Raw genomic sequence first — 25,538 nt, 5'->3', positions numbered from 1 at the left:
GTTCCTCCTCGGTGGGTGTTCGAGGAGGTTATGCAGCGGGTGGGGCGGGCCACATCACCCCGCGGGGTCGTCGTGGCCCCTACCGGGGTAGGGGCGTCAGGCCGGCTCGGCGAGTCCCGTGTCGTAGGCGAAGATCACGGCCTGCACGCGGTCTCTCGCGCCGATCTTCGCGAGCACTTTGCCGACGTGCGTCTTCACGGTCTGCTCGGCGATGAACAGGGACGCGGCGATCTCATTGTTCGAGCGACCCTGTCCGATGAGGACGAGAACTTCTCGTTCGCGATCGGTGAGTTCAGCGAGCAGGTTTCCGGATGCCGTCGTACGCGGCTTCTGCGCCGCGAACTGCGCGATCATCCGTCGGGTCACGCTCGGTGACAGCAGCGCGTCGCCGGCGGCGATGACGCGGACGGCGTGCACGAGCTCTTCCGGCAGGGCGTCCTTCAAGAGGAAGCCGCTGGCCCCGGCCTGCAGAGCGTCGTACACGTAGTCGTCGATGTCGAACGTCGTGAGCATCAGGATTCGGGGAACCTTGGCGGCCGGATACGCAGGCCCGAGGATCCGCCTGGTCGCTTCGATGCCGTCGAGTTCCGGCATCCGCACGTCCATCAAGATGACGTCGGGGGCGAGCCTGGCAGCGAGCGTCACGGCCTCGGCGCCGTCCGCAGCTTGGCCCGTCACCGTGATGCCGTCGTGAGCGTCGAGCAGCGCCGCGAAGCCGGCGCGAACCATCGCCTGGTCATCGGCGATGAGTACTTCGATCGTCACACGCTCTCCTGCTTCGACGTCCAAGGAAGCTCGGCAGCGACCGTCCAGCCCCCGTCCGCATCCGGATCGGCCTCCAGAGTACCGTCGACGAGTGCGACACGTTCCCGCATGCCGCGTAGTCCGTGCCCCGTGGACTGAACTGCGCTCGGGACCTCCCGAGTCGCCGCGGTGTTGTGCACTCTGAGGTGCACCGCTCTCTCGTCGGTGCGGACGCGAACCGAGATGCGAGAGCCGGGGGCGTGTCTCACGGCATTGCTCAGCGCTTCCTGAACGATGCGGAACGCGGCGATCTGCACGCCTGCCGGCATTTCGGAGACGTCTGCCGTGACCAGCTCCAGCCCGACGTCCACTCCGGCCCGTCGAATGCTGTCGACGAGCGCCGGAATGTCCTCGATGCCCTGCTGGGGGGCGAGTTCCACGGTCTGGTCCTCTGTGCGCAGCACACCGAGCAGCCGCCGCATCTCGGTGAGGGATGTTCGGGCGGTGGCCGCCAGATCATCGAACTCGGAGGCCACGTCGGCGGCGAGATTCGGCAACCGGTAGCGCGCGGTGGAGGCCTGCACCTGGATGACGGACATGCTGTGCGCGACCACATCGTGGAGCTCCCTGGCGATTCGGGTGCGTTCCTCAACGAGTTCCCGCCGGGCCTGTTCCTCGGCGGTGTGCGCGCGTTGGCGAGTGAGCTCGTCGCCCAGTCGCAGTCGACCGGCGAGCAGCACAGCGATCAGATAGAGTCCGCCGACGACCGACGTGGTGACGATCAGCGAGTTCGCACTCGGCACGGTCGGCAGCATCATGGACGCGATGAGTCCTGAGGCCGTGCCGGATGCGAACATGATCAGTCCGCGTCGCCAGCCGTGCTGGAAGGTGATGGCGGCGACAGTGACGGCGAAGGCGATGAGCATCGGCACCGACCACGGCCATGGCGCCTGAAGAGTCGCATCCCGGCTGATGGTGAGGGGGATGAGCAGCGATGCGACGGCGAACATGATGATCGCCAGGATCGGGTATCGGACGCTGACGAGGGGCGCGGCGATCGCGGCGGCGGCGAGCAGCATCGTCACCGGAACGGAGCTTGCGTAGATCGTCGCGTGCACAGGGACGATGACCGAGTAGAGCGTGACCGCGATGACCGCGAGTATCACGATCATGATGGTGCGGCGATCGCGTGGCAGCGGATGGCGGCGAGGCGCGTTCTCGCGACTGGCGCGCTTCTCGCGCTTGTCGCGCCGGGCGTCCTTCATGGGAGTCATCCTGCCACCCCGGCCGGATCGGCGGCGCGCACGTCACCTTCGGAGTGAAGCCCTGATTCCTGCGCACCACCGGTGCGCCGCCGGCGGATGGCAGTTGCCACACGATCGATCACGAAGCCCAGCACCAGCGCGAAGGCGACCCCGAAGACCGCGCTGAGAAGCGGCTGATCCTCGAGCCAGTGGCCGGCGAGCAGTCCGATACCGGCGCTGTAGGCAGCCCACGTCACGCCGCCGAGAATGCTGAGCGGCAGAAAACGGCGCCATGAGTATCCGAGGGCTCCCGCAGACATGTTCACCGCGACGCGCCCGACCGGGATGTAGCGGGCTCCGAGGATGAGCGGCGCACCGCTGCGTGAAAGTGTGCGCTGTGCGCGATCGAATGCTGCAGCCACCTTCGGACGACGCATCCACGCGAATCGGGTAGTGCCGACAGAACGACCGATCGCGTAGGCGATGTTGTCGCCGATCATCGCTCCGAGTGCCGCGACGGCGATCAGCAACGGCACGTTCGTCTCGCCGGTGGATGCCGCGACCGCGGCCGCAGCGACGAGCACGGTCTCACTCGGAATGGGAGGGAAGAAGCCATCGATCACGGCTGTCGCGAACATCACGAGGTAGAGCCATGGTGAGGCTGCGGCTTGGAGGATGAGGTCGTTGATGATGTCCACTCGTAGAACGTACGTATCGGCCGGGTTGGCACACATCACCCTCAGGTATCGACCTCGTCATACTGCAGGGGTGTCTTGTACACGCTCCTGTGGGCGTCCTGACAGGCGGCCCGACCTATACTGAGAGGCTGGCCCCGTGTCTCCGCATGCTGCGGGCCGCCCCATCCCACCCTGACGAAATGGACTATCGCTGTGCTTGCCGTGCACGACCTCGAGATTCGCGTTGGCGCCCGCCTCCTCATGGACGGCGTGTCGTTCCGCGTCTCCGACGGCGACAAGATCGGGCTGGTCGGACGCAACGGCGCCGGCAAGACCACACTCACGAAGGTGCTCGCAGGTGATCTGCTGCCCTCGGACGGCAAAGTGACGAAGTCGGGCGAGCTCGGCTACCTTCCTCAGGACCCCCGCACCGGTGACCCTGAGATGCTCGCGCGCACCCGCATTCTCGATGCCCGTGGCCTCGGCACGATACAGCTGGGTATGACCAAGGCCGCCGAGGACATGGCTTCTGACGACCCGAAGGTCGCCGACAAGGCCATGCGCCGATTCGGCAACCTCACCGAGCAGTTCGAGGGACTCGGCGGCTACGCGGCCGAAGCGGAGGCAGCATCCATCGCCAACAACCTCTCGCTGCCCGACCGCATCCTCGATCAGCCGCTCTCGACCCTCTCCGGCGGTCAGCGCCGACGCATCGAGCTCGCGCGCATCCTGTTCTCCGACGCCGAGACGATGATCCTCGATGAGCCGACGAACCACCTCGACGCCGACAGCGTCGTGTGGCTGCGTGAGTTCCTCAAGAACTACAAGGGCGGGCTGATCGTGATCAGTCACGACGTCGAACTCGTCGGCGAGACGGTGAACCGCGTCTTCTACCTCGACGCGAACCGTCAGAACATCGACATCTACAACATGAACTGGAAGAACTACCTTCGTCAGCGGGTCGCCGACGAGGAGCGCCGCAAGAAGGAGCGCGCGAACGTCGAGAAGAAGGCGACGACGCTGCAGCAGCAGGCCGCTCGCTTCGGGGCAAAGGCGTCGAAGGCCGCCGCCGCGCACCAGATGGTGGCGCGTGCAGAGAAGATGCTCGCCGGTCTGGATGACGTGCGCGAAGTCGACCGCGTGGCCAAGCTGCGTTTCCCGAAGCCCGCTCCGTGCGGTAAGACGCCGATGATGGCGACGGGCCTGTCGAAGTCTTACGGTTCGCTGGAGATCTTCACGGACGTCGACCTCGCGATCGACCGCGGTTCGAAGGTCGTCGTGCTCGGACTCAACGGTGCGGGAAAGACCACACTGCTCCGTATGCTCGCGGGCGTCGACGAACCCGACACCGGCGAACTGCAGCCCGGCTTCGGTGTGAAGATCGGCTATTACGCGCAGGAGCACGAGAACCTCGACGTGGAGCGGTCGGTCCTCCAGAACATGGTTTCGGCTGCACCGCACATCACCGAGATGGAGGCGCGCCGCGTGCTGGGTTCGTTCCTGTTCACGGGTGACGACGTGCTGAAGCCCGCCGGGGTCCTCTCCGGTGGTGAGAAGACTCGACTCTCGCTGGCGACCCTGGTCGTGTCATCCGCGAATCTGCTGCTGCTCGACGAGCCCACGAACAACCTCGACCCTGCGTCGCGCGAGGAGATCCTCGACGCCCTGGCGCATTACGAGGGTGCCGTGGTGCTCGTCTCGCACGACCCGGGGGCCGTGCAGTCGCTGAACCCCGAGCGCGTGCTGATCCTGCCCGATGGCGTCGAAGACATCTGGAGCCAGGAGTACCAGGACCTCATCGAGCTCGCGTAGCGCGTGGCGCGCTGCTGTTAGCGTCGTAGCATGCAGAAGCAGCAGCTGGCGAAGTCGTTCGAGAACATCGGAGAGGACTACGACCGGTTCCGACCGGGGTTCCCGGATGCTGCCGCACTCGAGATCCTTCCGATCAAGGTGAGTGCGGTGCTCGACCTCGGCGCCGGCACCGGCAAGTTCACCGCGCTGCTGCCGGCTCGTGCCGACAGGGTGATCGCTGTCGAGCCGTCCGAGTCGATGCTCGAGGTGCTGCGCGCGAAGCTTCCCGACGTCGAGGCGATCGGCGCGGGTGCCGAGAGCATTCCGCTGCCGGACTCGTCAGTGGACGCCGTCACCGTCGCGCAGGCGTTCCACTGGTTCGATCGGGATCCGGCGTGCGCCGAGATCGCTCGTGTGCTCGTACATGGAGGCACGCTGGGCCTGCTCTGGAACCACTCGGACCCCGACTGCACGTGGGACCGCGCCTGCCACCGCGTCGCGCATCCGGCGGTGGCGGAGAAGGACGCCACCACGGAATCCGCGGCGGAGGAACTTCCCGGCTTCACCTTCGACCACCGCGCCGAAATCGCATGGTCGGAGCGGATCACCCGCAGTGAATACGTCGCCCGCTGGCTCACCGTGAGCAGCTTCCTCGTCGCGGACGACGAGACGCGCGCGCAGATGGTCGCGCAGGTCGAGGAGATCCTGGATGCCGATCCCGAGACTGCCGGTCAGACGCAGTTCGAGCTTCCGATGCTGACCGAGGTCTTCGTCTACACGGCAACCTGACCCACGAGACCGAGTTCCCAGCATGAGGGCGAGGTGCACGGGCGCGGTCTCGTGCCGCAGAGTCGGTTTACCCGGCGGCGGTGCTCACAGCATCCGCTCCTCGCGGCCGGATACCTCGAACACCGCGCCGAGCGGATGCCGTAAGGCGAGGGCCTGCGCGGCATCCAGTCCGCGCAGTTCGGCGCGCAGCATCCGGCCGATCATCTCGTGCGTCACCAGGAGTGGCAGGCCGTCAGCCGCCCAGCCGCAGGACGACAGCGCCGCTCGTGCCCTGCCCCGCGCCTCGGCATAGCTCTCGCCACCGGGGAACGCCCAGCCGTAGCGATTCTCCGCGCGGGCCTCACGAGCTCCGGGGAACGCGTCCTCGATCTCGACGCGCGTCATCCCCGCCATTCGACCCAGATGCAGCTCGCTCAGCTCCGGCACTTCGACGAGGTCGGCTCCGAGCCGCTCGGCGATGATGACCGCTGTGCGAAGCGCCCGGCCCAGGGGACTGGAGCAGACGGTGCGCACGCCGAACGGCACGAGACGTTCGGCTGTCGCGGACGCCTGGGCGATGCCCTCAGAGGTGAGAGCCGAATCGAGCTGACCGTGCAGGCGTCCTTCGCGGTTCCACTCGGTCTGACCGTGACGCACCAGCAGTACGCGCTGCGGCACATGACGGTCCTCGGGGATCATGTCATCACAATGGCATAACCGCGCCGGCGTCACCCAGCGGAAGCTGCGATCGTCAGTTCACCCCGAGGAACGAACGTTCGGTGAGGATGATCGGACCATCCTCGGTGACGGCGATCGTGTGCTCGGAGTGGGCTCCGCGCGAGCCGTCGACGCTGCGCAGCGTCCAGCCGTCCGGGTCGGTGACGAGCTCGTCGGTGGTGGCGAGAAGCCACGGCTCGATGGCGAAGACCAGGCCGGCGCGCAGGGGGAAGCCGCGTCCAGCGCGCCCGTCGTTCGGGATGTGCGGGTCGCCGTGCATGATGCGACCCACTCCGTGTCCGCCGAAGTCGGTGTTGATCGAGTAGCCCTCGCCGTGCGAGACCGCGGCGATCGCCGCCGAGATGTCGCCGATGCGGTTGCCGACCGTGGCCACCTCGATTGCGGCGTCCAACGCGCGCTCCGTGGTCTCGATCAGGCGGAGGTCCTCGTCACGGGGCGTGCCGACCACGAATGACACGGCGGAGTCGGCGACCCAGCCGTCAACGGAGACAGCGAAGTCCAACGTGACCAGGTCTCCGTCGCGCAGCGTGTAGTCATGGGGGAGTCCGTGCAGCACCGCGTCGTTGATCGATGTGCAGATGACTTTGCCGAACGGACTGGCACCGAACGAGGGGTGGTAGTCGATGTAGCAGGATTCTGCGCCCTGCTTGCGGATCATGTCATGCGCGCGTCGATCGATCGAGAGGAGGTTGGTTCCGATCTTGGTCTCATCGCGCAGGGTCGCCAGTGTCTCGGCCACGAAACGTCCGGCCGCTCGCATCTCGTCGATCTCGGCAGGGGTGCGCAATTCGATCATGGTGTTCCTCTCGTCTTGTCCATTCTCCCCGATGCGGGAGGTCCAAGCTCACAGCGAACACACGCCGGGAGCGCACGAGGGCATCGTACGATCTGAGCATGTGGTTGCGACGCGCGTTCTACCGATGGCTCATGCCCGCGGCTTTCGTGCTGCCGCTCTGGCTGCTGGTCGGCTGGGGCATCTTCAATGCCGGAGGGTGGGCCTTCCTCTGGGTGCTCTTCATCGCGATCCCCTCCGTGTTCATCGGTCAACTCGTGCTCACGCTGCTGGTGCGCGCACGGGCGTCGGTGCGCGAGACGCGCATGGTGTCCTGGTGGGATGTACTGGGATTCACCGTGTGGCACGCGCTGACGATCGCCGTCGGATGCTACCCGCAGGCGTGGTTCCCGCTTCTGCTGACCGGCGCGATCGTCGTGGCGCTTGCGATGTTCTGGCTGACGCTGGCACAACTGTGGAACGAGGCGCGCAGCACTGGCGTCGGCATCCGTCTCACCCCTCCGGCGGCCCAGACGCCGACGGAGGCCGAGATGGGACGCCCGCGTCGGGCACCTGCTGACGGTGAAGTATTCGTGATCCGAGAGAAGCCCGCCTCCGAGCGCTGATCCGTGTTTTGGTGCCGCGCTGGATCCATGGCAGAATAGATCTTTGTGCCGTTACCGGCTCTGCCCCAGGGGAGCCCGCGGTCGCATCACGCGCCGTCAAGCACACATTCACGTAATCCTTCCATCCCATGCATCCGACCTGAGGCGAGTGCAGAGAGAGACGATCATGCAGATCCTGGACGCCGTCGACGCGGCTTCGCTCCGTTCCGACATTCCTGTCTTCAACCCCGGTGACACCGTCAAGGTGCACGTGAACATCACCGAGGGCACCCGCTCCCGTGTCCAGGTCTTCCAGGGCATCGTCATCGGCCGCCAGGGCGACGGCGTGCGCGAGACCTTCACGGTCCGCAAGATCAGCTTCCAGGTGGGCGTCGAGCGCACCTTCCCCGTGCACAGCCCGGTGATCGACCACATCGAGGTCGTCACTCGCGGTGACGTGCGTCGCGCGAAGCTCTACTACCTCCGCGAACTCCGCGGCAAGAAGGCCAAGATCAAGGAGAAGCGCGGCTGATCGCTGCTTCTTCGTGAAAGCACCCCGGGACACAGCGTCCCGGGGTGCTTTCGTTCACCCCGGAGTGTGCGAACCTAGATGTTGCCGTCAGAGCGCGGTGCGAAGACCCTCCTGAAGGAATGCGATGACGACTGAATCCGCCCCCGACGTCTACCAGAAGCGGCGCCGCGGATTCCTGATCTTCGTCCGAGACGTGCTGGTGATCATCGTGATCGCGGCGCTTGTCTCGTTCCTCGTGAAGACCTTCGTGGTGCGTTCCTTCTACATCCCCTCCGCGTCGATGGAACGGACGCTCCTCGTCAACGACCGGATTCTGGTCGACGAGCTGACGCCGAACTGGACCGGTTACGCACGAGGTGACGTCGTCGTCTTCCGGGACCCGGGTGGGTGGCTGCCTGCGCACGCTCAGGAGCCCGCAGGCCCGCCACTCGTCGAAGCGGTCGACTCCCTGCTCACGCTGATCGGACTTTCGGCATCCGACAGTGAAGATCATCTCGTCAAACGTCTGATCGGGCTGCCCGGTGATCACGTCGTCTGCTGCAACGCACTAGGGCAGATCGAGATCAACGGCGCACCCATCGACGAGTTGTCGTACCTGAACCTGCCCGACGGCGACACCGCGGCCTCGAACGAACCGTTCGACGTCACGGTTCCGGCGGACTCGCTCTGGCTCATGGGTGACAACCGTGACCGTTCGCAGGATGCGCGTGCGCACCAGGACCTTCCCAGCGGAGGTTTCGTGCCGCTGGACAACGTCGTGGGAAAGACATTCCTGACGACATGGCCGTTCGACCGGATCGGCACAGTCGACGGTCATCACGACATCTTCAACGGCGTTCCGGATCCGCAGGAATGACTGTCGTCGCTCCCACGCTCGCTCTCGAGCGCAAACTCCTCGCCGAGTACGACCTGATCATCTCTCTCGACGAGGTGGGTCGCGGTGCGCTTGCAGGTCCGGTCGCTGTGGGAGCGTCAGTCATGGATGCCGCTGGCTCACGCCGTCGTGTGCCGGAGGGGCTGCGTGATTCCAAGCTCGTGACGGAGAGACGCCGACCGGACGTAGCAGCGCGCGCGGCGGCGTGGGTACAGGCATCAGGAGTCGGCTGGGCGACCGCTGCCGAGATCGACGAAGGAGGGATCATGCGCGCGTTGGGGCTCGCGGCATCCCGCGCGATAGACGCCGTCGTGGCGCTGGGCGCGTCACTCGATGGAGCACTGGTGATCCTGGACGGCAACCATGACTATGTCTCGCGCGTACACCCCGCCAGCTTGCAGGTGCGCTCCGTGATCAAGGGCGACCGCGACTGCGCGTCGGTGTCGGCGGCGTCCGTCATCGCAAAGGTCGCGCGTGACACGCACATGGCAGAGCTTCATGCCGACCACCCGGCATACCAATGGGACCGCAACAAGGGCTATGCGAGTCCGGAGCATCGTGCTGCGATCAGGGATACCGGGCTTTCGCCGTTGCATCGGGCATCGTGGGCGATCGCCGATGCCCCCACTCTCTTCTGAACTCGTAGGATGGACTCATCATGGACGAAGAGGCATTCGACGATTACGACCGCGAACTAGAGCTTGCGCTGTTCCGCGAGTATCGGGACGTCGTCGGCCAGTTCCAATACGTCGTCGAAACCGAGCGCAGGTTCTACCTCGCGAATGAGGTGAATGTCGTCCGTCGTGACACCGAGCACGACTTCTACTTCGAGATCTCGATGACCGACGTCTGGGTCTGGGACATCTACCGCGCTGACCGATTCGTCAAGGCAGTGCGGGTGTTGACGTTCAAGGACGTCAACGTGGAAGAGCTGCAGCGGCGCGAGTTCGAGTTGCCTGAGGAACTCTCGCTCGACGGCAAGTGACTGTTCCGGCACCGATCTTCTTTTCGGGGCAGGATCCCCGGGTCGTGTGAATCACGCCGGTACGGGGGATGCGCCTCGCGCATGCTGTCTCCATGGCAGCGAAAGACGACCTCGGACGTGCAGGTGAAGACCGCGCCGCACAGCACCTGACCACGCACGGATATCGCATCCTCGACCGCAACTGGCGCTGCGCGCAGGGCGAGATCGACATCGTCGCCGAGCACGACGGTGTCCTCGGCATCGTCGAGGTCAAGACCCGGCGCACCATCGGCTTCGGCCACCCTTTCGAGGCGATCGACGAGCGCAAGAGGCAACGACTCTGGCGGCTCGGGTACGCATGGGCAGAAGAGCACCGCGATCTCGCAGGGCATCGGATGCTGCGCCTCGAGGTCATCGGAATCGTCGGCGCTGATCCTGCGACGGGCACGCTCGAGCATCTGGTGGATCTGCGATGAAGACGGCGCGCACGTGGGCAGTCGCCCTCACAGGGGTCGACGGCCACCTCGTCGAGATCGAAGCGGACGTCTCGAACCAGACGCCGGGCTTCAAGATCGTCGGCCTCCCGGACAAGGCTCTCGGAGAAGCTGCGCAGCGCGTGCACAACGCTGTGACGAACGCCGAGCTCGAGCTCACCCGCCGCAGGCTGACGGTCAACCTCTCACCCGCGAGCCTGCCCAAGCACGGCAGCGGGTTCGATCTGGGCATAGCGATCTCGGCCGTCGCCACAGGGGGAGTGCTCGACGCCGCGTCCATCGCTCGTACCGTGCACATCGGTGAGCTCGGGCTCGACGGGCGCGTGCGCCCGGTGCCCGGCGTTCTTCCATCGGTCTTCGCGGCAGCGCGCGCGGGATTCGATCGGGTCGTCGTGCCCCACGCGAACGCGGCAGAGGCCAGGCTCGTGCCGGGGATGCAGGTGCGCGCCGCAACCACCCTGGCCGAGGTGGCGATGTGGCACGGAGCCGACATCGCAGTGGCCGACGTGGAGCCTGTGACTGCTGCCGTCGCACCGCGTTCCGTACCGGAAGTGCTCGATCTCGCCGATGTCGTCGGCCAGGAGGAGGCTGTCGAGGCTCTCATAGTCGCGGCGGCCGGTGGACACCACCTGCTGATGAGCGGTCCTCCGGGTGCGGGCAAGACGATGCTGGCTCGCAGACTTCCGGGGATACTTCCTCCGCTGACCGAAGACGCAGCGCTCGAGGTCGCCTCGATCCGATCGCTCTCCGGCGCCGCCGTCGATGTCCTCGATGACATGCCGCCGTGGGAAGCGCCTCATCACAGCGCTTCGGTGGCGGCGCTCGTCGGCGGCGGATCGCGAGGCGTGCGGCCGGGAGCGATCGTGCGTGCGCACCGCGGAATACTGTTCCTGGACGAGGCAGCAGAGTTCTCGCGGGTCGCTCTGGACGCGCTTCGTCAACCACTGGAGTCGGGGAGCATCGACATCGATCGTGCCGGCTTCCGGGCACGCTTTCCCGCGCGATTCCAGCTCGCCCTCGCGACCAACCCCTGTCCGTGCGGCAACTACGGTGTGCGCGGCGCGGAATGCATCTGCCCTCCGATCGCGATCCGTCGCTACTCCGCGCGTCTGTCGGGGCCGCTGCGTGATCGTATCGACATCGATCTTCAGGTTGCGCGAGTCGCCGCATCGCGTGCGACGGCACCAGAGCGTTCAGGAACGACGACGGCTCAGGCGCAGGGGCGAGTGCAGACGGCGAGAGAGCGCGCTGAGCGGCGATGGACGAACACTCCCTGGACGGTGAACGCCGAGGTCGCGGGCTCCTATCTGCGGCAGGGGGATCTCCGACTCTCGACGGACGTGCGAGCGCCTCTCGATCGTGCGCTCGAACGCGGACTGCTCACGCTGCGCGGGTACGACCGTGTGCTGCGACTCGCATGGACCATGGCCGACCTCGCTGAGGTGGAGAGACCGGGACGAGACGAACTCGGGCGTGCGCTCTTTCTGAAGAAAGGACTGATCGCATGATGGATGCTCTGCTCCGGGACGCAGAGGTGCGCGCCGCGGCGCGTTTCGCGCGCCCCGATGATGATCCGGCTCAGACGTTGGCGCGAGTCGCCTGGAGTGTGATCGCCGAGCCCGGCGATGGGGTCGCAGGAGCGCTGATCGCACAGCTCGGCGCTGTCGAGGCGCTGCGCGTCGCCTTGGACGACTCCCGATTCGCGCTGTCGGACCGTGTCATCGGTGAAGCCCAGCGGCGGTGGCGGCCGAGGGCTCGACTTCGCGCGGTCGAGGAATCACTGCGGGGTGCGAAAGAGATGGGGGCGCAGCTGGTACTGCCGGGGGACCCGGCGTGGCCGGAATCGCTCGACGACCTCGACGAGCATGCGCCTGTGCTGCTGTGGGTTCGAGGTGACGTCGGCCGGCTGATCATGACCGAGCGGGTGTCGATAGTGGGAGCCCGAGCCGCGAGCGCATATGGCGAATCAGTCGCCTCTGAGTTCGCCGGTGATCTGGCCGCATCAGGCGCACTCATCGTCTCCGGCGGCGCCTACGGGATCGACGGCGCGGCGCATCGCGCCGCGCTCGGCGTCGGTGGCGGAACCGTGGCGTTCCTGGCAGGAGGCGTCGACCGTGCATATCCGGCTGGTCATCAACAGCTGTTCGAACGCATTCAGGCGTCCGGAGCCATGGTGAGCGAGCTCCCATGCGGTGCTGCTCCGACAAAGTGGAGATTCCTGGCACGTAACCGACTCATCGCGGCGCTCGGGATGGCGACCGTCGTGGTCGAGGCGGGATGGCGCAGCGGGTCGCTGAACACTGCAGGCCACGCGGCCTCGCTCGGCCGTCCGCTGGGTGCGGTGCCTGGACCTGTGACGTCCGCCGCGTCCGCCGGGTGTCATCGGCTGCTCCGCGAGTACGACGCACGCTGCGTCACGAGCACCGCGGAGGTGCGTGAGCTCCTCGGTTGGGATGCGAGGCTCGGCGGCGAGGGCGCAGGCGATGGCACGGGCGGCGCAGGGCGGATAGACCCCGATCAGATTCGCCTCCTCGACGCCATGAGTACGCGTACCGCGCGTTCATGCACCGAACTCGCTCGAATCGCCGGGCTGTCTGACGAACGAGTTCGTGCGTTGCTGGGGCTGCTTTCGCTGGACGGGCGAGTGGGCGACGACGGTGCGGGGTGGCGTCTGCGCCCCGGCTGACCCTTCAGCGCCATCCTCGAACCCGCGCTCAAGCCTCGTAGGCGGTGGTCCGGCGAGGCACGCCAACCTTCCGAGTACGGCGAGGCATGCTGAATGCATGGACCTGATCGCTGCCGCAGATGCGTTCAGCACGCACCTCACTCAGGTTCGCAGGCTCTCGCCGGCGACCGTACGCGCGTATCGCTCGGATCTGCGGGATCTCTCCGATGCTGTCGGCGCGGCATCGCTCGCCGACGTCGATCTCGAGACGCTGCGGGACTGGCTCTGGCGCGCCACCCAACGAGGTGACGCCCGTTCCACATTGGCCAGGCGGGCCGCCGCCGCGCGCTCCTTCTTCGCATGGGCGAAGGACGAGGAGCTGATCAGCATCGATCCGAGTCTGCGCCTGATCGCGCCCAAGCGCGGACGTACGCTCCCTGCCGTTGCGTCGCAGGATGGGATGCAACGGCTTCTCGACGCGCACCGAGAAGCCGCAACCGATGGTGACCCGATCCGTCTTCGCGATCACGCGATCCTTGAGCTGCTCTACGGCTCCGGAATGCGGGTCTCGGAGCTCTGCGGCATCGATGTCGACGACCTCGACCTTGATCGCGCCATCGTGCGGGTGCTGGGCAAAGGGGCGAAGGAACGGGTCGTGCCGTACGGCATCCCTGCGCGTGACGCTGTCGGCGCATACCTGACGCGCGGTCGCACCGTTTTGTCGACCCGAGCCGAGCGAGCGGCGCCCGCCGTGTTCCTCGGTGCGCGCGGTGGACGCCTCGGACCGCGAGCCGTGTACTCGCTCGTCGCGCACGCGCTCGGCCCGATCATCGGCGCCGACGCCGTCGGGCCGCACGCGCTTCGCCATTCCGCCGCGACGCACCTTCTGGACGGCGGAGCCGACCTCAGAGCGGTGCAGGAGATCCTCGGGCACGCGAGTCTGGGGACCACGCAGATCTACACCCACGTCTCATCTGAACGACTCACAGCGACCTACCGACTCGCCCACCCTCGTGCGTGAAGACGCTCGACCGGTCATGGCTGGAGATCGCGCTGCTTGCCGCGCAACAGGGGAGAAGGATCGCCCGTGGCACGTCGCCGAACATCAGCATCGGATTGACGTAGACGTCGTTGTACCGCACGCCCAGGTGCAGCTGATCGTCCGGTGAGTGACCTCCGTTCGCGACAGTTCCGATCTCTTCGCCTCTGGTGACCGGCGCGCCGGGCGTCAGCGTCGAATCCACAGGTTCCAACGTCGTCACGATCCCGTCGCCGTGGTCGATCGTGAGCAATGGCCGGTCCACCACCACTCCGCGAAAGGCGACGATCCCGTCTGCCGGGGCGTGCACGACGGCGCCGACAGGGGCGGACATATCGAGGCCACGGTGTCCCGGACCGTAGTCGTGCGCCGGAGCGCGGAACGGGGAGGTGACTTCGCGCGGGCCGTCGACGGGCCATACCCAAGCCGGGTCCGGTGTCGGCGGCGCTGGCGCGGTGCCGGGGAACAGGGCGAGCAGCAGGAGGAGAATGATGGGTCTCCGCGCTGGGATGCTGCTCCTGACTCGCATCGGACCATCCTCGGCCGATCGGCTCGCTCCCGCGGGGGAGAACCCGCATAAGGGGGAGAACCCGGGCGGGAACCAGGCTGTGCAGGAGCAGTCGGCTTCCTCCGATCCTGTACACTTGAGGTCGCACCTCGATTTCGGGGTGACTACGCGTGCCCAAAGCGACTCCGGTCGTGGCATCCACTCCCTCAGGTCCTGCTCGAAAGAGCGGGTGGGCGTGTGCCGGGCACCAGGCTTGCTGATCACCCGATCGGCGACACAACCTCAACGGCGCTGCACGCGCCAGAACCAGGAGACGACCATGGCTGTGGTCACCATCCGCCAGCTGCTCGACAGCGGCGTGCACTTCGGACACCAGACCCGTCGGTGGAACCCGAAGGTCAAGCGCTTCATCCTCACCGAGCGCAGCGGCATCCACATCATCGACCTCCAGCAGTCGCTGGGCTACATCGACAGCGCCTACGACTTCGTCAAGGAGACGGTCGCCCATGGCGGCACCATCCTCTTCGTCGGCACCAAGAAGCAGGCTCAGGAGATCCTGGCCGAGCAGGCCACGCGCGTCGGCCAGCCCTTCGTGAACCAGCGCTGGCTCGGTGGACTCCTCACCAACTTCCAGACGATCTCCAAGCGTCTCGCACGCATGAAGGAGCTCGAGGAACTCGACTACGAGGTCCCGGCCAACAGCGGCTTCACCAAGAAGGAGCTCCTGCTCAAGAAGCGCGAACTCGACAAGCTGCACAAGTCGCTCGGCGGTATCCGCAACCTGACCAAGACGCCTTCCGCTCTGTGGGTCGTCGACGCCAAGCGCGAGCACCTCGCCATCGACGAGGCCAAGAAGCTCGGCATCCCCGTGATCGGCATCCTCGACACGAACGCCGACCCGGATGACTTCCAGTACCCGATCCCCGGCAACGACGACGCGATCCGCTCCGTCTCGCTGCTGACACGCATCATCGCCGACGCAGCGGCCGAGGGCCTGCAGCAGAAGCACAACCCCGAGTCGGGCGATGCGGAACCGCTGGCCGAGTGGGAGAAGGAACTTCTCGAGACGCCTGCTGAGGGTGCCGAGGCTCCTGCTGCTGAGGCGACCGAGGCTGCTGCTGAAGAGGCCTCTGCTGCTGAGGCGACCGAGGCTGCTGCTGAAGAGGCTCCCGCCGCTGAGGCGACCGAGGCTGCTGCTGAAGAGGCTCCCGCTGCTGAGGCGACCGAGGCACCTGCTGAAGAGGCTCCGGCCGCTGACGCCGACGCTGCCAAGTAATTCCGCGTACACACACATCACGAAGCAAGGAGCCACCACACATGGCCAACTTCACCATCGCTGACATCAAGGCGCTGCGCGATCAGCTCGGCACCGGAATGGTCGACACCAAGAAGGCACTCGAAGAGGCCGAGGGCGACCGCGAGAAGGCTGTCGAGATCCTTCGACTCAAGGGTGCGAAGGGCAACGCGAAGCGCGCTGACCGTTCCACCAGCGAAGGCCTTGTCGTCGCTCGTGAGCAGGACGGCAGCGTCACGCTGATCGAACTCGCATGCGAGACCGACTTCGTCGCGAAGAACGAGCGCTTCATCGCGCTGGCCGACAAGGTCGCCGATGCCGTGGCCGCCGCCAAGGCGAACACGGTCGAGGACGCACTCGCTGCGCCCGCCGGCAGCCAGAGCGTCGGTGAGCTGATCTCGGAAGAGGCAGCCATCATCGGTGAGAAGGTCGAGCTGCGCCAGGTGCGCACGATCTCCGGCGATTCCGTCGAGGTCTACCTGCACCGCACCAGCAAAGATCTGCCGCCGCAGATCGGTGTCGTCGTCGCCTACAGCGGTGACGACGCGGTGACTGCGCGCAGCATCGCTCAGCACATCTCGTTCGCCAACCCGTCGTACCTCGACCGGGACACGGTTCCGGCCGAGGCCGTCGAGAAGGAGCGGGAGATCGTCACCGAGATCTCGCGCAACGAGGGCAAGCCCGAGGCTGCTCTGCCGAAGATCGTCGAAGGCCGGGTGTCTGCGTTCATCAAGCAGGTCGCACTGCTCGAGCAGGACTACGCCAAGGACAACAAGCTCTCTGTCGCCCAGGTGGCGAAGGACGCCGGTATCACCGTGACGGACTTCGCGCGCTTCAAGGTCGGCGCGTAGCAGTTGTGAAGGGGTTCGGATCCATTGCGATCCGAACCCCTTTTCCATGCCCAGAAGGCACTATCTTGAATCGGGACGAGAGGACCACCCACCCATGACTGAACGCACAGGACGCCGACGCGTCCTACTCAAGCTCTCCGGCGAAGCCTTCGGAGCAGGACAGCTGGGTGTGAACCCGGACGTCGTCGGTCAGATCGCGCGTGATATCGCCGCAGCGGTCGATCAGGTCGAGATCGCGATCGTGGTCGGCGGCGGCAACTTCTTCCGTGGTGCAGAACTGAGCCAGCGTGGGATGGACCGCGGCCGCGCCGACTACATGGGCATGCTCGGCACGGTCATGAACGCCTTGGCCCTCCAGGACTTCCTCGAGCAGGCCGGGGCGGCCACGCGCGTTCAGTCGGCGATCTCGATGACCCAGGTCGCGGAACCGTACATCCCGCGTCGCGCGGAGCGGCACCTGGAGAAGGGCCGCGTCGTGATCTTCGGCGCCGGTGCGGGTCTGCCGTATTTCTCGACTGACACCGTCGCAGCGCAGCGGGCATTGGAGATCGGAGCAGACGAGGTGCTCGTGGCCAAGAATGGTGTGGATGCCATCTACACGGCCGACCCGAACAAGGACACCACCGCCACTCGCATCGAGCAGGTCACCTACCGTGACGCGCTTCAGCGCGGCCTCAAGGTCGTCGACTCGACGGCGTTCAGCCTCTGCATGGACAACAACATGGACATGCGCGTGTTCGGCATGGAGCCCGAGGGCAACGTGACCCGTGCGCTCCTCGGCGAGCCGATCGGCACACGCGTCTCCGCCTGAGGCGTGCCACGACGGGCGAAACCTCTCGCCCGGATAGAATTGCTGGAACACCCATTGCTGGAACACCCCGACGATAGGAGTCACCGTGATCGCGGATGTCCTCGCTGAAACCACCTCCCGCATGACACGTGCGGTCGAAGCCGCCAAAGAGGACTTCGCCACGGTCCGCACCGGGCGCGCGAACCCGCAGATGTTCCAGAAGGTGATGGTGGACTACTACGGTTCGCCTACGCCGCTGGCGCAGCTCGCGTCCCTCGCGAACCCCGAAGCGCGTTCGCTCCTGATCACGCCGTACGACAAGTCCGCGCTCAAGGCCATCGAACAGGCGATCCGAGACATGCCGAACCTCGGCGCCAACCCCACGAACGACGGCAATGTCGTGCGTGTGACGATGCCCGAGCTGACCGCGGAACGTCGCAAGGAGTACGTCAAGATCGTGCGTTCGAAGGGTGAGGACGCGAAGGTTCACGTGCGCGGCATCCGTCGCAAGTCGAAGGACGAACTCGATGCGCTCAAGAGCGACGTCGGCGAAGACGAGATCGCGCGCGGTGAGAAAGAACTCGACGCTCTCACGCGTCAGCACGTCGATCTCATCGATGACGCCCTCAAGCGCAAAGAGACAGAGCTGCTCGAGGTATAACCGAGGATGAGCGACGCAGTCGGTCCCGCAGACGAGCAACGCCCGCTGACGCGGCGCGAGGCCCGCGACGGAACGACCCCGGAAGCCGAACTCCCCCTCGTCGACGAGAGGGCGATTCCGCCGCGGCCACCGCTGCCGCGCAGCTCACCGCACCCGACCGATCCCTCCGCTGTCGTGCGTGAACAGCTGCGCCAGGCCAGGGGGAGAGTTCGAGACGCACGTGACACAGGCCCGTGAGCACCTCGATCAGGCGAACGAGCGGATCAAAGCCAGAACCGGCCGCGACCTGATTCTCGCGATCCTGGTCGGTCTGGGGTTCGGCGCGATCCTGCTCGCCTCGTTGATCTTCATCAAGGAGCTGTTCGTACCGATCGCCCTCGCGATCGCGGTACTGGGAATCTTCGAGCTGGCACGCGCGCTGGGAGCTGCCGGCCGTCGGGTCGACATCGTCCCGCAGATCATCGCCGGCGTCGCTCTTGTACTGGCGGGCTATTTCGCGCCCCCGTGGCTCATCTGGGTCGCGTTGCTCTTCGCCGTCGTATTCGTGATCGTCTGGCGCCTCGTCGCTCAGATGGTCTCGAAGGACGGCCGCACGTACGGGGATGTTCTCGCGGACGCCATGGTGGGCGGTTTCGTCCAGGTCTACGTACCGTTCCTCACCGGTGTCGCGCTTCTGCTGCTGGCACAGGAGGGCGGGCAGTGGTGGGTGCTCGCGTTCATCGCGATCGCCGTCGCCTCCGACACCGGTGCCTACGCTGCGGGACTTGCCTTCGGCAAGCATCCGATGGCCCCTCGCATCAGCCCCAAGAAGACGTGGGAGGGGTTTGCCGGCGCTGTCGTCGCGGCGATCGCGGCCGGCGTGCTCCTCGCTCTCTTCCTGCTGAACCTGCCCTGGTGGGCCGGTGTCGTCTTCGGCGTCGCGATCCTGCTCACCGCGACCCTCGGCGACCTCGGCGAGTCGATGATCAAGCGCGACATCGGCATCAAGGACATGAGCTCCTGGCTGCCTGGCCACGGCGGACTCCTCGATCGGCTGGACAGCATCCTGCCTTCTACGATTCCGGCGCTGAGTCTGTACTTCCTGCTTTCGCCCTGGGTGACGCTCCCATGACTTCGGATACGGTGAAAGATGTGACTGAGATCGACGACGAAGAGACGACACCCGCGTTCCGAACGGTGGGCGCTCGTGAGCGCGGCTATCACCGCACCGCGGTTGACACGTTCCTGGCCGCGGCACGCGACAGCTTCGAGGACGACTCGGATGACCTGTCGGCTGCCGACGTGCGCGTCGCATCGTTCCCGCTGGTGAAGGGCGGCTACGACATCGGCGAGGTCGACGCCGCGCTCGGACGCGTCGAGGATGCACTCGCGGCTCGTCAGCGTGAGCGGACGGTTCGCGCCGAGGGCGCGGAGGCGTGGGTCGTCCATGCGCGCTCCGAGGCACAGATCGTGCTGGACCACCTGGCTCGCAGCCGCCGGCAGAAGTTCGCACGTACAGGGTTCCTGACCTTCGGCTATCGCATCGATGAAGTCGATCATGTCGCGGCGCGGATCGTGCGATATCTGCGCGACGGGGATGAGCTCTCGGTCGAGCAGTTGCGATCAGCCGCATTCAGAATGCAGCGCGGCGGATACCGGGAAGAGCAGGTCGACGCGCTGTTGGATGCGACGATCGATGTGATCCTCGCCGTTCGCTGAGCTCTTCACCGGGCATTCGGATGGAGGTCTCAGGCGTGGCTGGATACACTGGAGCTATTGTGACTTCCGGTACCGAGATAGATCCCGCCGGCGCCAGTAGTGCGCCGCAGAGATCTGCACCCCCGAAATCACCCGTGCGCGCCTCCCGTCGGTGGTCGCGGCGCCGCGGCGTCGTCGGCGGTTTCGCCGCGTTCGGAGTCGTCGCCTTCGCGGCCGCGATCGTCGCGCCGACGGGCATGGCGCTCGCAGATCCACCGGTCGCGGACGTGGAGACGCCGTTCTCGCTGGCCGCGCAGGACACACAGGATCTGACCGTCACCGCAGAGGGCGCGACGATCACACCGACCACGCGCGGTGTCTACGACGTCTACGTGACGCCGAAGCCCACGCCCACTCCTACCCCGGAGCCGGAGCCGGCATCCGCAGAGTCCTCCGATTCCTCCGGCGGCGCCGGCCCGTTGTTCTACACGGGTGGCGGTGCGCCGGCCGAGTGGATGGCCGCGGCGGGCATCGCCGCCAGCGACTGGGGCTACGTCGACTACGTCGTCTCGAAAGAGAGCGGCTGGAACCCCAACGCGACGAATTCGTCCTCAGGTGCTTGCGGCCTCGTGCAGGCGCTCCCATGCAGCAAGGTGCCAGGCAACGGCTACGACCCGGTCGACAACCTGCGCTGGGCGAACGGCTATGCCACTGGGCGCTACGGCAGCTGGGCCGGTGCGTACGAGTTCTGGATCAACAACAACTGGTGGTAATGCTTCGACATGCCACGTTCCCACAGGCGGCGCCAAGAGCGCCCAGACGCTGACGACTCCTTCGACCGGCTCCTCGCGGGCTGGAAGCGCAGCGAATCCCGCCAAGGACGCGAATGGAGCGTGCAGCCGATTTCGGCGATGCAGGCGCAGAAGGACTACATCTGCCCCGGATGCGGCGGAGTGATCGCAGCCGGTATCGCTCACCAGGTCGTATGGCGCGCAGACGGCGTGCTCGGAGATGCTGCCGACCTCGCGGCACGCCGGCACTGGCACACACACTGCTGGAGGATGGCGTGAGCATGGATATCCGCGGGCCGCTCGAACTGCCGGCGGTGAGGGAGAACATCGAACTGTTCACCGCCGACGGACTCACACTCGTCGGCGAGCTGGCTCTGCCGGAGGACGCGCAGCCCGTTGCGACATTGGTGACGCTGCATCCGCTGCCGACCGCTGGCGGCTTCATGGATTCGCACATCCTGCGCAAGGCCGCCGCACGCCTTCCCGCGCTGGCGGACCTTGCCGTGCTCCGGTTCAACACTCGTGGGACGAGTTCACCGCGCGGTACGAGTCAAGGGACTTTCGATGGCGGCGAGGCTGAGCAGTTCGACGTGGCTGCGGCGATGGAGTTCGTCCGTGAGAGGTCGCTGCCGCATCCGTGGCTTCTGGCCTGGTCCTTCGGGACGGAACTCGCATTGAAGTACGGCAGAGAGCACGACGTGGAGGGCATCATCCTGCTTTCGCCGCCGCTGCACAGGGCCACGGCAGAAGAAGTAGCGGCATGGGCCGGTGATTCGCGTCGGGTGATCGCCCTCATTCCCGAGTTCGACGACTACCTGCGACCTGCGGAGGCGCGGGAACGCTTCGCATCGATCCCCGACATCACGTTGATCGATGTAGAGGGTGGCAAGCACCTGTGGGTCGGCGAGACGCAGACGCGGCGGGTGCTCACCGAGATCGTCGCTGTGGTGAACCCCGACGCTCTTCCGCTGTCGAATGAATGGCCGGTCAGCGCTCGTTCATCCGAGGGATGAGCACCTGGCGATAGATGATCAGGATGCTCGCCGCGACCGGGATCGCGATGAGGGCGCCGAGCAGTCCGAGCAGTGATCCGCCGGCGAGTGCCGCGACGACGACCACGGCGCCTGGCACGGAGACCGCCCGGCTCATGATGCGTGGCGAGACGATGTACGCCTCGATCTGCATGTAGATCAGGTAGTAGATCCCGGCCGCGATCGCCGTCGCCGGGGAGCCGAGCCCAGGGATGAGGCACGCGAGCACGATGATCGTCGAGCCGGTGAGCGTTCCCACCAGCGGGATCAGCGAGAAGAAGAACGCGACGACCGCGAGCACGACCGCGAACGGCGCCTGGATGATGTTCAGGAAGATGGCGCTGAGGATGCCGTTGATGACGCCGAGCGTGATCTGCCCCATGACGTAATAACCCACCGAGTCGGTTATCTGCTCGGCGAGGTCGACGAAGCGCGGGCGCTTGGATGCCGGCACCAGCTGATAGACCGACCGCTTCAGCGATGGCGTCGAGGACGTCAAGTAGATGGTGAGGATCAGGACGATGAATGCACCGAACAGCCCGGTGACGATCGCAGTTCCTACCGTGACGACGCTTTCTGTGATCGTCGTCCAGTTGTCGTTGAGCCACTCCGTGGCGTTCGTGAACAGATCATCGACGAAGCCTGGCTGCAGACCGGGGAACGTCGCGCTGATCCAATCCTTGACATCATCGAGCCGGGTGCTCTGCAGGAAGGTCGTGATCTGGCGGACCAGTTGACTGATCTGGTCGATCAGGACCGGCAGCACGATCAGGATGATGCCGGTGAACGCGCCGAACACTCCCAGGATCGTGATCAGCACGGCCAGCCAACGCGGGAGTCGTCGACGCTCGAGGAATGAGATGACGGGATCGAGCCCCAGACTGATGAACAGGGCGGTGCCGACGTAGAGGAGCACTGTTGAGAGCGACTGCACGCTGCCGATGAGCAGGATGCCCAGTCCCACGCCGAGGGTTGCGACCAGGGCGGTGCGGAACGGGTTGTGAAGCTTCATGCGCTCTCCTCAAGACTGTTCTCAGGGTAGTCGTCCAGCGCCAACAGGAATTGACGACGTGCCGATCTGGGGCCGGTTGCCGTCCCTCGTAGTCAACACTCAGCCAGTTTCGATAGTCTGAAACGTCGAGCGGAGATCTGGGCGTGGCGCCCGGATCACGTAAGGAGACTTTTCGTGCGTTTCGTGTGGGCCGTCGTGGCCTTTGTCCTGGCCACGCTTCTCATCGGAGCAGGCATCGCTCAGCGAACCATCTTCCTGGGGCCATCGGCCCAGCAGACGGAGCTGAGCGTGGAGGAATCCGCTCCCTACATGCTTGTCGACGGCGCAGTGCTTCGCGAGAATCCGGGACAGCAGACTCTTCTCATCCGCGGTGAGGGAGACATCTTCGCCGCCTACGGCCGCACGGCCGACCTGGAGGCGTGGCTCTCCGATTCCACCTACAACTCCGTGGCACTCGACTCCGATGGTGCGAGCGTGAGCACTCTCATCGAGCCTGAGGACACCGCGGACGATGCAGATGAGAGCGCAGACGGAGACGCGGAGCAGCCGGAGGGACGCAATCCCGTAGGTTCCGATCTCTGGCTCGACTCCTTCAGCGAACCGGACCAGCTCATCACCGACATGCAGCTGCCGGAAGGAATGAGCGTTCTGATCGCGAAAGACGGTACGCAGAACGCCCCGGAGGATGTCGTCATCTCATGGCCGCTGGATCGCTCCACGCCATGGGTCGGCCCGCTCATCGCCGCCGGCGGCGCCGTCCTGCTGTTCGGTCTCGTCATGTACGTACTGGCGATCCGCCACCAGCGCAGGGGACGAGGTCCGCGCCGAAAAGGCCCCGGTCCGATGCCCGCCACGGAGCCCATCGACCTTTCGGTGGAACCCGCACCCGTCCGAGAGGCGCTGGAAGCCCCTGGCGATGCGGAACCGGCGAACGAGGGTGCGCCGGAAGAGAAGAAGGCGCCGAAGACCGAGCGTCGCGCGCGGCCCATGCGCCGCCGGCTGCTCGTTCTCCCCGCTTTCGGCGTCGCAGCGATGCTGTTCGCAGGGTGCTCCAGTGATTCGTGGCCGCAGTTCGAAGGGGCGTCGCCGACCCCGTCGCCCACGCAGACCGTGATCACCCCTGAGAACCAGAAGCCGCCGGCAGTCACCGAGGCGCAGGCGTCCCGCATCCTGAAAGACATCGCGGGAAACCCTTGAAGACGCAGACACGGCGCTCGACATCGAACTCGCCGGAACTCGCCTGGACGGTGCCGCGCTGGCTGCGAGGACCACCGACTACACGTTGCGCGCGACCCTCACCGACCGCGCTCTGCCTGCTGCGATCCCGACCGATGTCATCGAGGTCCTGCTGCCGCAGGCGACGGATGACTGGCCGCGCACCGTGCTGGTGCTCAGCAAGAGCAAGAGCGACGACACGGTGCCGCCCGTCATCCTGACGATGACGCAGGCCGACCCCTGGTCGAACTACAAGGTCAGCAACATCGCGGAGATGCAGGCCTCTGCGGAGGTCCCCGAACTCGCACCCGCGTGGCTGGGAACCAGCCTCATCACAGAGAATGCGTCCGCCTTCCTCGCACTCGCGCCCGACGAACTTGCGACAGCCTTCGCCGACGTGGTCGACTCCGGGGAGAGCAGCGAGTACCGCTCGCTCTTCGACCCGGTGAGCATCACGCTGGCGGACTCCATCGCGGCGAGCCGTGCGGCGGTCACGCAGTCGCTCGTCGACAACGGTGCTGCCGAGACCTCGAGCACGGCGTTCGACATCGTTCCGAGTACAGCGGAACCGGTCGCCCTGGCGACGCTCGACAGCGGCGCGATCGTGGCCGTGTCGATGGTCGACAGCGAGACGATCGCGCCGACCACGCCCGATGCGGTGATCAAGTTCGGCGAGAACCCCGAGGCGAAGACGCTCACCGGAGTCGAGGAGGCCGCGAAGGGCGTCGTCACCACGTATGGACTCCAGCTCTTCTTCTCGGTGCCCGCACAGGGCTCCACTGAACAGATCCGTCTCCTCGCCGTGCACCAAGACATCCTCAACGTGGAAGTGATCCAATGACCGACATCTCTGCAGCGGCCCTTCGCGGTGCCGTCGATCTTTCGAGCCTGCGCAACCGCCCGACGGCCCCCGCTGATGCCGCTCCGGCACCGGTGGGTGGCGACGGCACAGTCCCAGGCGGATTCATCCTCGACGTGACGGACGCCACTTTCGGCCAGATCATGGAGCTTTCGCGCACCGTGCCGATCGTCGTCGACCTGTGGGCCGAATGGTGTGGACCGTGCAAGCAGCTCAGCCCGATCCTGGAGAAGGTCGTCACGGAGCTCGCGGGGCGGGTCGTGCTCGCCAAGGTCGACGTCGATGCGAACCCGCAGCTCGCACAGAGCTTCCGTGCGCAGTCCATCCCGATGGTCGTCGCCCTGATCGCCGGGCAGCCGGTGCCGATGTTCACCGGAGCGGTGCCGGAAGAGCAGGTGCGTCAGGTGTTCGACCAGCTGCTGCAGGTGGCCGCGCAGAACGGCGTCACCGGCTCGGTGGCGGCAGGCGCTGCAGATTCCGATGCGTCCGGCGACAGCGAAGCCGAAGAACCCCAGGAGGCGCCACTGCCGCCGTTGCACGCCGAGGCGTTCGCGGCGATCGAGGCTGGTGACTTCGCGACGGCGATCACGGCTTACGAGAAGGCGCTCGCGGAGAACCCGCGTGACGAGGATGCACGTGCAGGGCTCGGCCAGGTGCGGTTGCTCGACCGCGTGCAGGGACTCGACCTTCAGGAGGCGCGAGCGGCGGCGGCCGATGCTCCATCAGACGTGAGCGCCCAGTTCGCCGTCGCCGACCTCGACATCTCCGGCGGGCACGTCGACGACGCGTTCGGGCGTCTGCTCGACCTTTTCGCGGCGTTGCCTTCCGACGAGCGCACGCCGGTGCGCGAGCGGCTCGTGGAGCTGTTCGGACTCATCGGCGCAGGCGATCCTCGGGTGATCGCGGCACGCAACCGCCTGTCGTCGCTGCTGTTCTAAGCGC

30 protein-coding genes are annotated in these 25,538 nt (G+C 66.2%); 23 read left to right on the top strand and 7 right to left on the bottom strand.

Features of this window, described 5'->3' with window-relative positions; translation table 11 throughout:
• Positions 1 to 96: 96 nt before the first annotated feature.
• Genes QFZ46_RS19575 through QFZ46_RS19565 form a run of 3 tightly spaced genes read right to left on the bottom strand, consistent with a single transcriptional unit; the run spans position 97 to position 2,686 of the window.
• The gene (locus QFZ46_RS19575; protein WP_307364270.1) at positions 97 to 765 is read right to left on the bottom strand and encodes a response regulator; all 669 of its coding nucleotides are present in this window, start codon (positions 763 to 765) and stop codon (positions 97 to 99) included.
• A complete protein-coding gene (locus QFZ46_RS19570) occupies positions 762 to 2,018 on the bottom strand; it encodes a sensor histidine kinase (RefSeq protein ID WP_307364268.1) in 1,257 nt (418 codons plus the stop codon). The genes QFZ46_RS19575 and QFZ46_RS19570 overlap by 4 nt, the downstream gene beginning before the upstream one ends.
• A complete protein-coding gene (locus QFZ46_RS19565; RefSeq protein ID WP_307364266.1) occupies positions 2,015 to 2,686 on the bottom strand; it encodes a DedA family protein in 672 nt (223 codons plus the stop codon). Before QFZ46_RS19565 ends, QFZ46_RS19570 begins: the two co-directional genes overlap by 4 nt.
• 192 nt (positions 2,687 to 2,878) lie before the next feature.
• On the opposite strand from QFZ46_RS19565, the gene QFZ46_RS19560 reads away from it, so the two are divergent.
• Together QFZ46_RS19560 and QFZ46_RS19555 are read left to right on the top strand one after the other, a co-directional pair.
• Positions 2,879 to 4,477 carry an ABC-F family ATP-binding cassette domain-containing protein gene (locus tag QFZ46_RS19560; RefSeq protein ID WP_307364263.1) on the top strand — a complete coding sequence of 533 codons (1,599 nt, stop codon included), beginning with the start codon at positions 2,879 to 2,881 and terminating at the stop codon, positions 4,475 to 4,477.
• 30 nt (positions 4,478 to 4,507) lie between these two features.
• Positions 4,508 to 5,245 (top strand): class I SAM-dependent methyltransferase, encoded by a 738-nt coding sequence (locus QFZ46_RS19555; RefSeq protein ID WP_307364262.1) that lies wholly within the window; start codon positions 4,508 to 4,510, stop codon positions 5,243 to 5,245.
• Between the two features lie 84 nt (positions 5,246 to 5,329).
• Here the strand turns inward: QFZ46_RS19555 and QFZ46_RS19550 are convergent, their stop codons facing one another.
• Both QFZ46_RS19550 and map read right to left on the bottom strand, forming a co-directional pair.
• Complete coding sequence (locus QFZ46_RS19550) at positions 5,330 to 5,923, bottom strand: histidine phosphatase family protein (RefSeq protein ID WP_307364260.1); 594 nt, start codon at positions 5,921 to 5,923, stop codon at positions 5,330 to 5,332.
• Between the two features lie 52 nt (positions 5,924 to 5,975).
• The gene (gene map, locus QFZ46_RS19545; RefSeq protein ID WP_307364257.1) at positions 5,976 to 6,758 is read right to left on the bottom strand and encodes a type I methionyl aminopeptidase; all 783 of its coding nucleotides are present in this window, start codon (positions 6,756 to 6,758) and stop codon (positions 5,976 to 5,978) included.
• A gap of 98 nt (positions 6,759 to 6,856) precedes the next feature.
• Here map and QFZ46_RS19540 point away from each other — a divergent pair, with 98 nt between their 5' ends.
• From QFZ46_RS19540 to QFZ46_RS19500, 9 genes are all read left to right on the top strand, one after another.
• Entirely contained in the window at positions 6,857 to 7,360 is a 504-nt protein-coding gene (locus QFZ46_RS19540; protein ID WP_307364255.1) for an MFS transporter permease, read from the top strand.
• A 166-nt stretch (positions 7,361 to 7,526) separates the two neighbouring features.
• Entirely contained in the window at positions 7,527 to 7,871 is a 345-nt protein-coding gene (gene rplS, locus QFZ46_RS19535; protein ID WP_307364253.1) for a 50S ribosomal protein L19, read from the top strand.
• 124 nt (positions 7,872 to 7,995) lie between these two features.
• Positions 7,996 to 8,727, top strand: a complete 732-nt coding sequence (gene lepB / locus QFZ46_RS19530; RefSeq protein ID WP_307364251.1) for a signal peptidase I — start codon at positions 7,996 to 7,998, stop codon at positions 8,725 to 8,727.
• Positions 8,724 to 9,383 carry a ribonuclease HII gene (locus QFZ46_RS19525; protein ID WP_307364249.1) on the top strand — a complete coding sequence of 220 codons (660 nt, stop codon included), beginning with the start codon at positions 8,724 to 8,726 and terminating at the stop codon, positions 9,381 to 9,383. The genes lepB and QFZ46_RS19525 overlap by 4 nt, the downstream gene beginning before the upstream one ends.
• 20 nt (positions 9,384 to 9,403) lie before the next feature.
• Positions 9,404 to 9,730, top strand: a complete 327-nt coding sequence (locus tag QFZ46_RS19520) for a DUF2469 family protein (protein WP_033107234.1) — start codon at positions 9,404 to 9,406, stop codon at positions 9,728 to 9,730.
• Positions 9,731 to 9,822: 92 nt separating this feature from the next.
• Positions 9,823 to 10,185 (top strand): YraN family protein, encoded by a 363-nt coding sequence (locus QFZ46_RS19515; RefSeq protein WP_307364246.1) that lies wholly within the window; start codon positions 9,823 to 9,825, stop codon positions 10,183 to 10,185.
• Positions 10,182 to 11,711, top strand: a complete 1,530-nt coding sequence (locus tag QFZ46_RS19510; RefSeq protein ID WP_307364244.1) for a YifB family Mg chelatase-like AAA ATPase — start codon at positions 10,182 to 10,184, stop codon at positions 11,709 to 11,711. Before QFZ46_RS19515 ends, QFZ46_RS19510 begins: the two co-directional genes overlap by 4 nt.
• Positions 11,708 to 12,889 (top strand): DNA-processing protein DprA, encoded by a 1,182-nt coding sequence (gene dprA / locus QFZ46_RS19505; RefSeq protein WP_307364242.1) that lies wholly within the window; start codon positions 11,708 to 11,710, stop codon positions 12,887 to 12,889. Before QFZ46_RS19510 ends, dprA begins: the two co-directional genes overlap by 4 nt.
• Positions 12,890 to 12,986: 97 nt before the next feature.
• Positions 12,987 to 13,889, top strand: coding sequence for a tyrosine recombinase XerC (locus tag QFZ46_RS19500; protein ID WP_307364240.1), 903 nt, complete (start codon positions 12,987 to 12,989; stop codon positions 13,887 to 13,889).
• Here the strand turns inward: QFZ46_RS19500 and QFZ46_RS19495 are convergent.
• Positions 13,852 to 14,436, bottom strand: a complete 585-nt coding sequence (locus QFZ46_RS19495) for a M23 family metallopeptidase (protein ID WP_307364238.1) — start codon at positions 14,434 to 14,436, stop codon at positions 13,852 to 13,854. The genes QFZ46_RS19500 and QFZ46_RS19495 overlap by 38 nt on opposite strands.
• Before the next feature lie 298 nt (positions 14,437 to 14,734).
• On the opposite strand from QFZ46_RS19495, the gene rpsB reads away from it, so the two are divergent.
• The 9 genes from rpsB to QFZ46_RS19450 all read left to right on the top strand — a co-directional run bounded on the left by rpsB (position 14,735) and on the right by QFZ46_RS19450 (position 21,492).
• Positions 14,735 to 15,691, top strand: coding sequence for a 30S ribosomal protein S2 (gene rpsB, locus QFZ46_RS19490; protein WP_307364236.1), 957 nt, complete (start codon positions 14,735 to 14,737; stop codon positions 15,689 to 15,691).
• Between the two features lie 41 nt (positions 15,692 to 15,732).
• The gene (tsf, locus tag QFZ46_RS19485; protein WP_307364234.1) at positions 15,733 to 16,560 is read left to right on the top strand and encodes a translation elongation factor Ts; all 828 of its coding nucleotides are present in this window, start codon (positions 15,733 to 15,735) and stop codon (positions 16,558 to 16,560) included.
• A gap of 94 nt (positions 16,561 to 16,654) precedes the next feature.
• Positions 16,655 to 17,371, top strand: a complete 717-nt coding sequence (gene pyrH, locus QFZ46_RS19480; protein ID WP_307364232.1) for a UMP kinase — start codon at positions 16,655 to 16,657, stop codon at positions 17,369 to 17,371.
• An 85-nt stretch (positions 17,372 to 17,456) separates the two neighbouring features.
• A complete protein-coding gene (gene frr / locus QFZ46_RS19475) occupies positions 17,457 to 18,011 on the top strand; it encodes a ribosome recycling factor (protein ID WP_307364229.1) in 555 nt (184 codons plus the stop codon).
• A 220-nt stretch (positions 18,012 to 18,231) separates the two neighbouring features.
• Positions 18,232 to 19,122 (top strand): phosphatidate cytidylyltransferase, encoded by an 891-nt coding sequence (locus QFZ46_RS19470; protein WP_307364226.1) that lies wholly within the window; start codon positions 18,232 to 18,234, stop codon positions 19,120 to 19,122.
• A 20-nt stretch (positions 19,123 to 19,142) separates the two neighbouring features.
• A complete protein-coding gene (locus tag QFZ46_RS19465; RefSeq protein WP_307364224.1) occupies positions 19,143 to 19,709 on the top strand; it encodes a DivIVA domain-containing protein in 567 nt (188 codons plus the stop codon).
• Positions 19,710 to 19,843: 134 nt separating this feature from the next.
• Entirely contained in the window at positions 19,844 to 20,461 is a 618-nt protein-coding gene (locus QFZ46_RS19460) for a transglycosylase SLT domain-containing protein (RefSeq protein ID WP_307364222.1), read from the top strand.
• Positions 20,462 to 20,470: 9 nt separating this feature from the next.
• Complete coding sequence (locus QFZ46_RS19455; RefSeq protein WP_307364220.1) at positions 20,471 to 20,758, top strand: hypothetical protein; 288 nt, start codon at positions 20,471 to 20,473, stop codon at positions 20,756 to 20,758.
• A gap of 2 nt (positions 20,759 to 20,760) precedes the next feature.
• A complete protein-coding gene (locus tag QFZ46_RS19450) occupies positions 20,761 to 21,492 on the top strand; it encodes an alpha/beta hydrolase (protein WP_307364697.1) in 732 nt (243 codons plus the stop codon).
• Here the strand turns inward: QFZ46_RS19450 and QFZ46_RS19445 are convergent.
• A complete protein-coding gene (locus QFZ46_RS19445; RefSeq protein WP_307364218.1) occupies positions 21,467 to 22,522 on the bottom strand; it encodes an AI-2E family transporter in 1,056 nt (351 codons plus the stop codon). The genes QFZ46_RS19450 and QFZ46_RS19445 overlap by 26 nt on opposite strands.
• Positions 22,523 to 22,696: 174 nt before the next feature.
• Here QFZ46_RS19445 and QFZ46_RS19440 point away from each other — a divergent pair, with 174 nt between their 5' ends.
• From QFZ46_RS19440 to QFZ46_RS19430, 3 genes are all read left to right on the top strand, one after another.
• Entirely contained in the window at positions 22,697 to 23,719 is a 1,023-nt protein-coding gene (locus tag QFZ46_RS19440; protein WP_307364216.1) for a hypothetical protein, read from the top strand.
• An 85-nt stretch (positions 23,720 to 23,804) separates the two neighbouring features.
• On the top strand, positions 23,805 to 24,578 hold the full coding sequence (locus QFZ46_RS19435) for a hypothetical protein (protein WP_307364214.1): 774 nt from the start codon (positions 23,805 to 23,807) through the stop codon (positions 24,576 to 24,578).
• A complete protein-coding gene (locus QFZ46_RS19430) occupies positions 24,575 to 25,534 on the top strand; it encodes a tetratricopeptide repeat protein (protein ID WP_307364213.1) in 960 nt (319 codons plus the stop codon). The genes QFZ46_RS19435 and QFZ46_RS19430 overlap by 4 nt, the downstream gene beginning before the upstream one ends.
• Positions 25,535 to 25,538: the final 4 nt, after the last annotated feature.

It is taken from the genome of Microbacterium murale (genome assembly GCF_030815955.1).
Taxonomy (GTDB): domain Bacteria; phylum Actinomycetota; class Actinomycetes; order Actinomycetales; family Microbacteriaceae; genus Microbacterium; species Microbacterium murale_A.
This window is presented reverse-complemented; position numbering and strand designations above follow the sequence as displayed.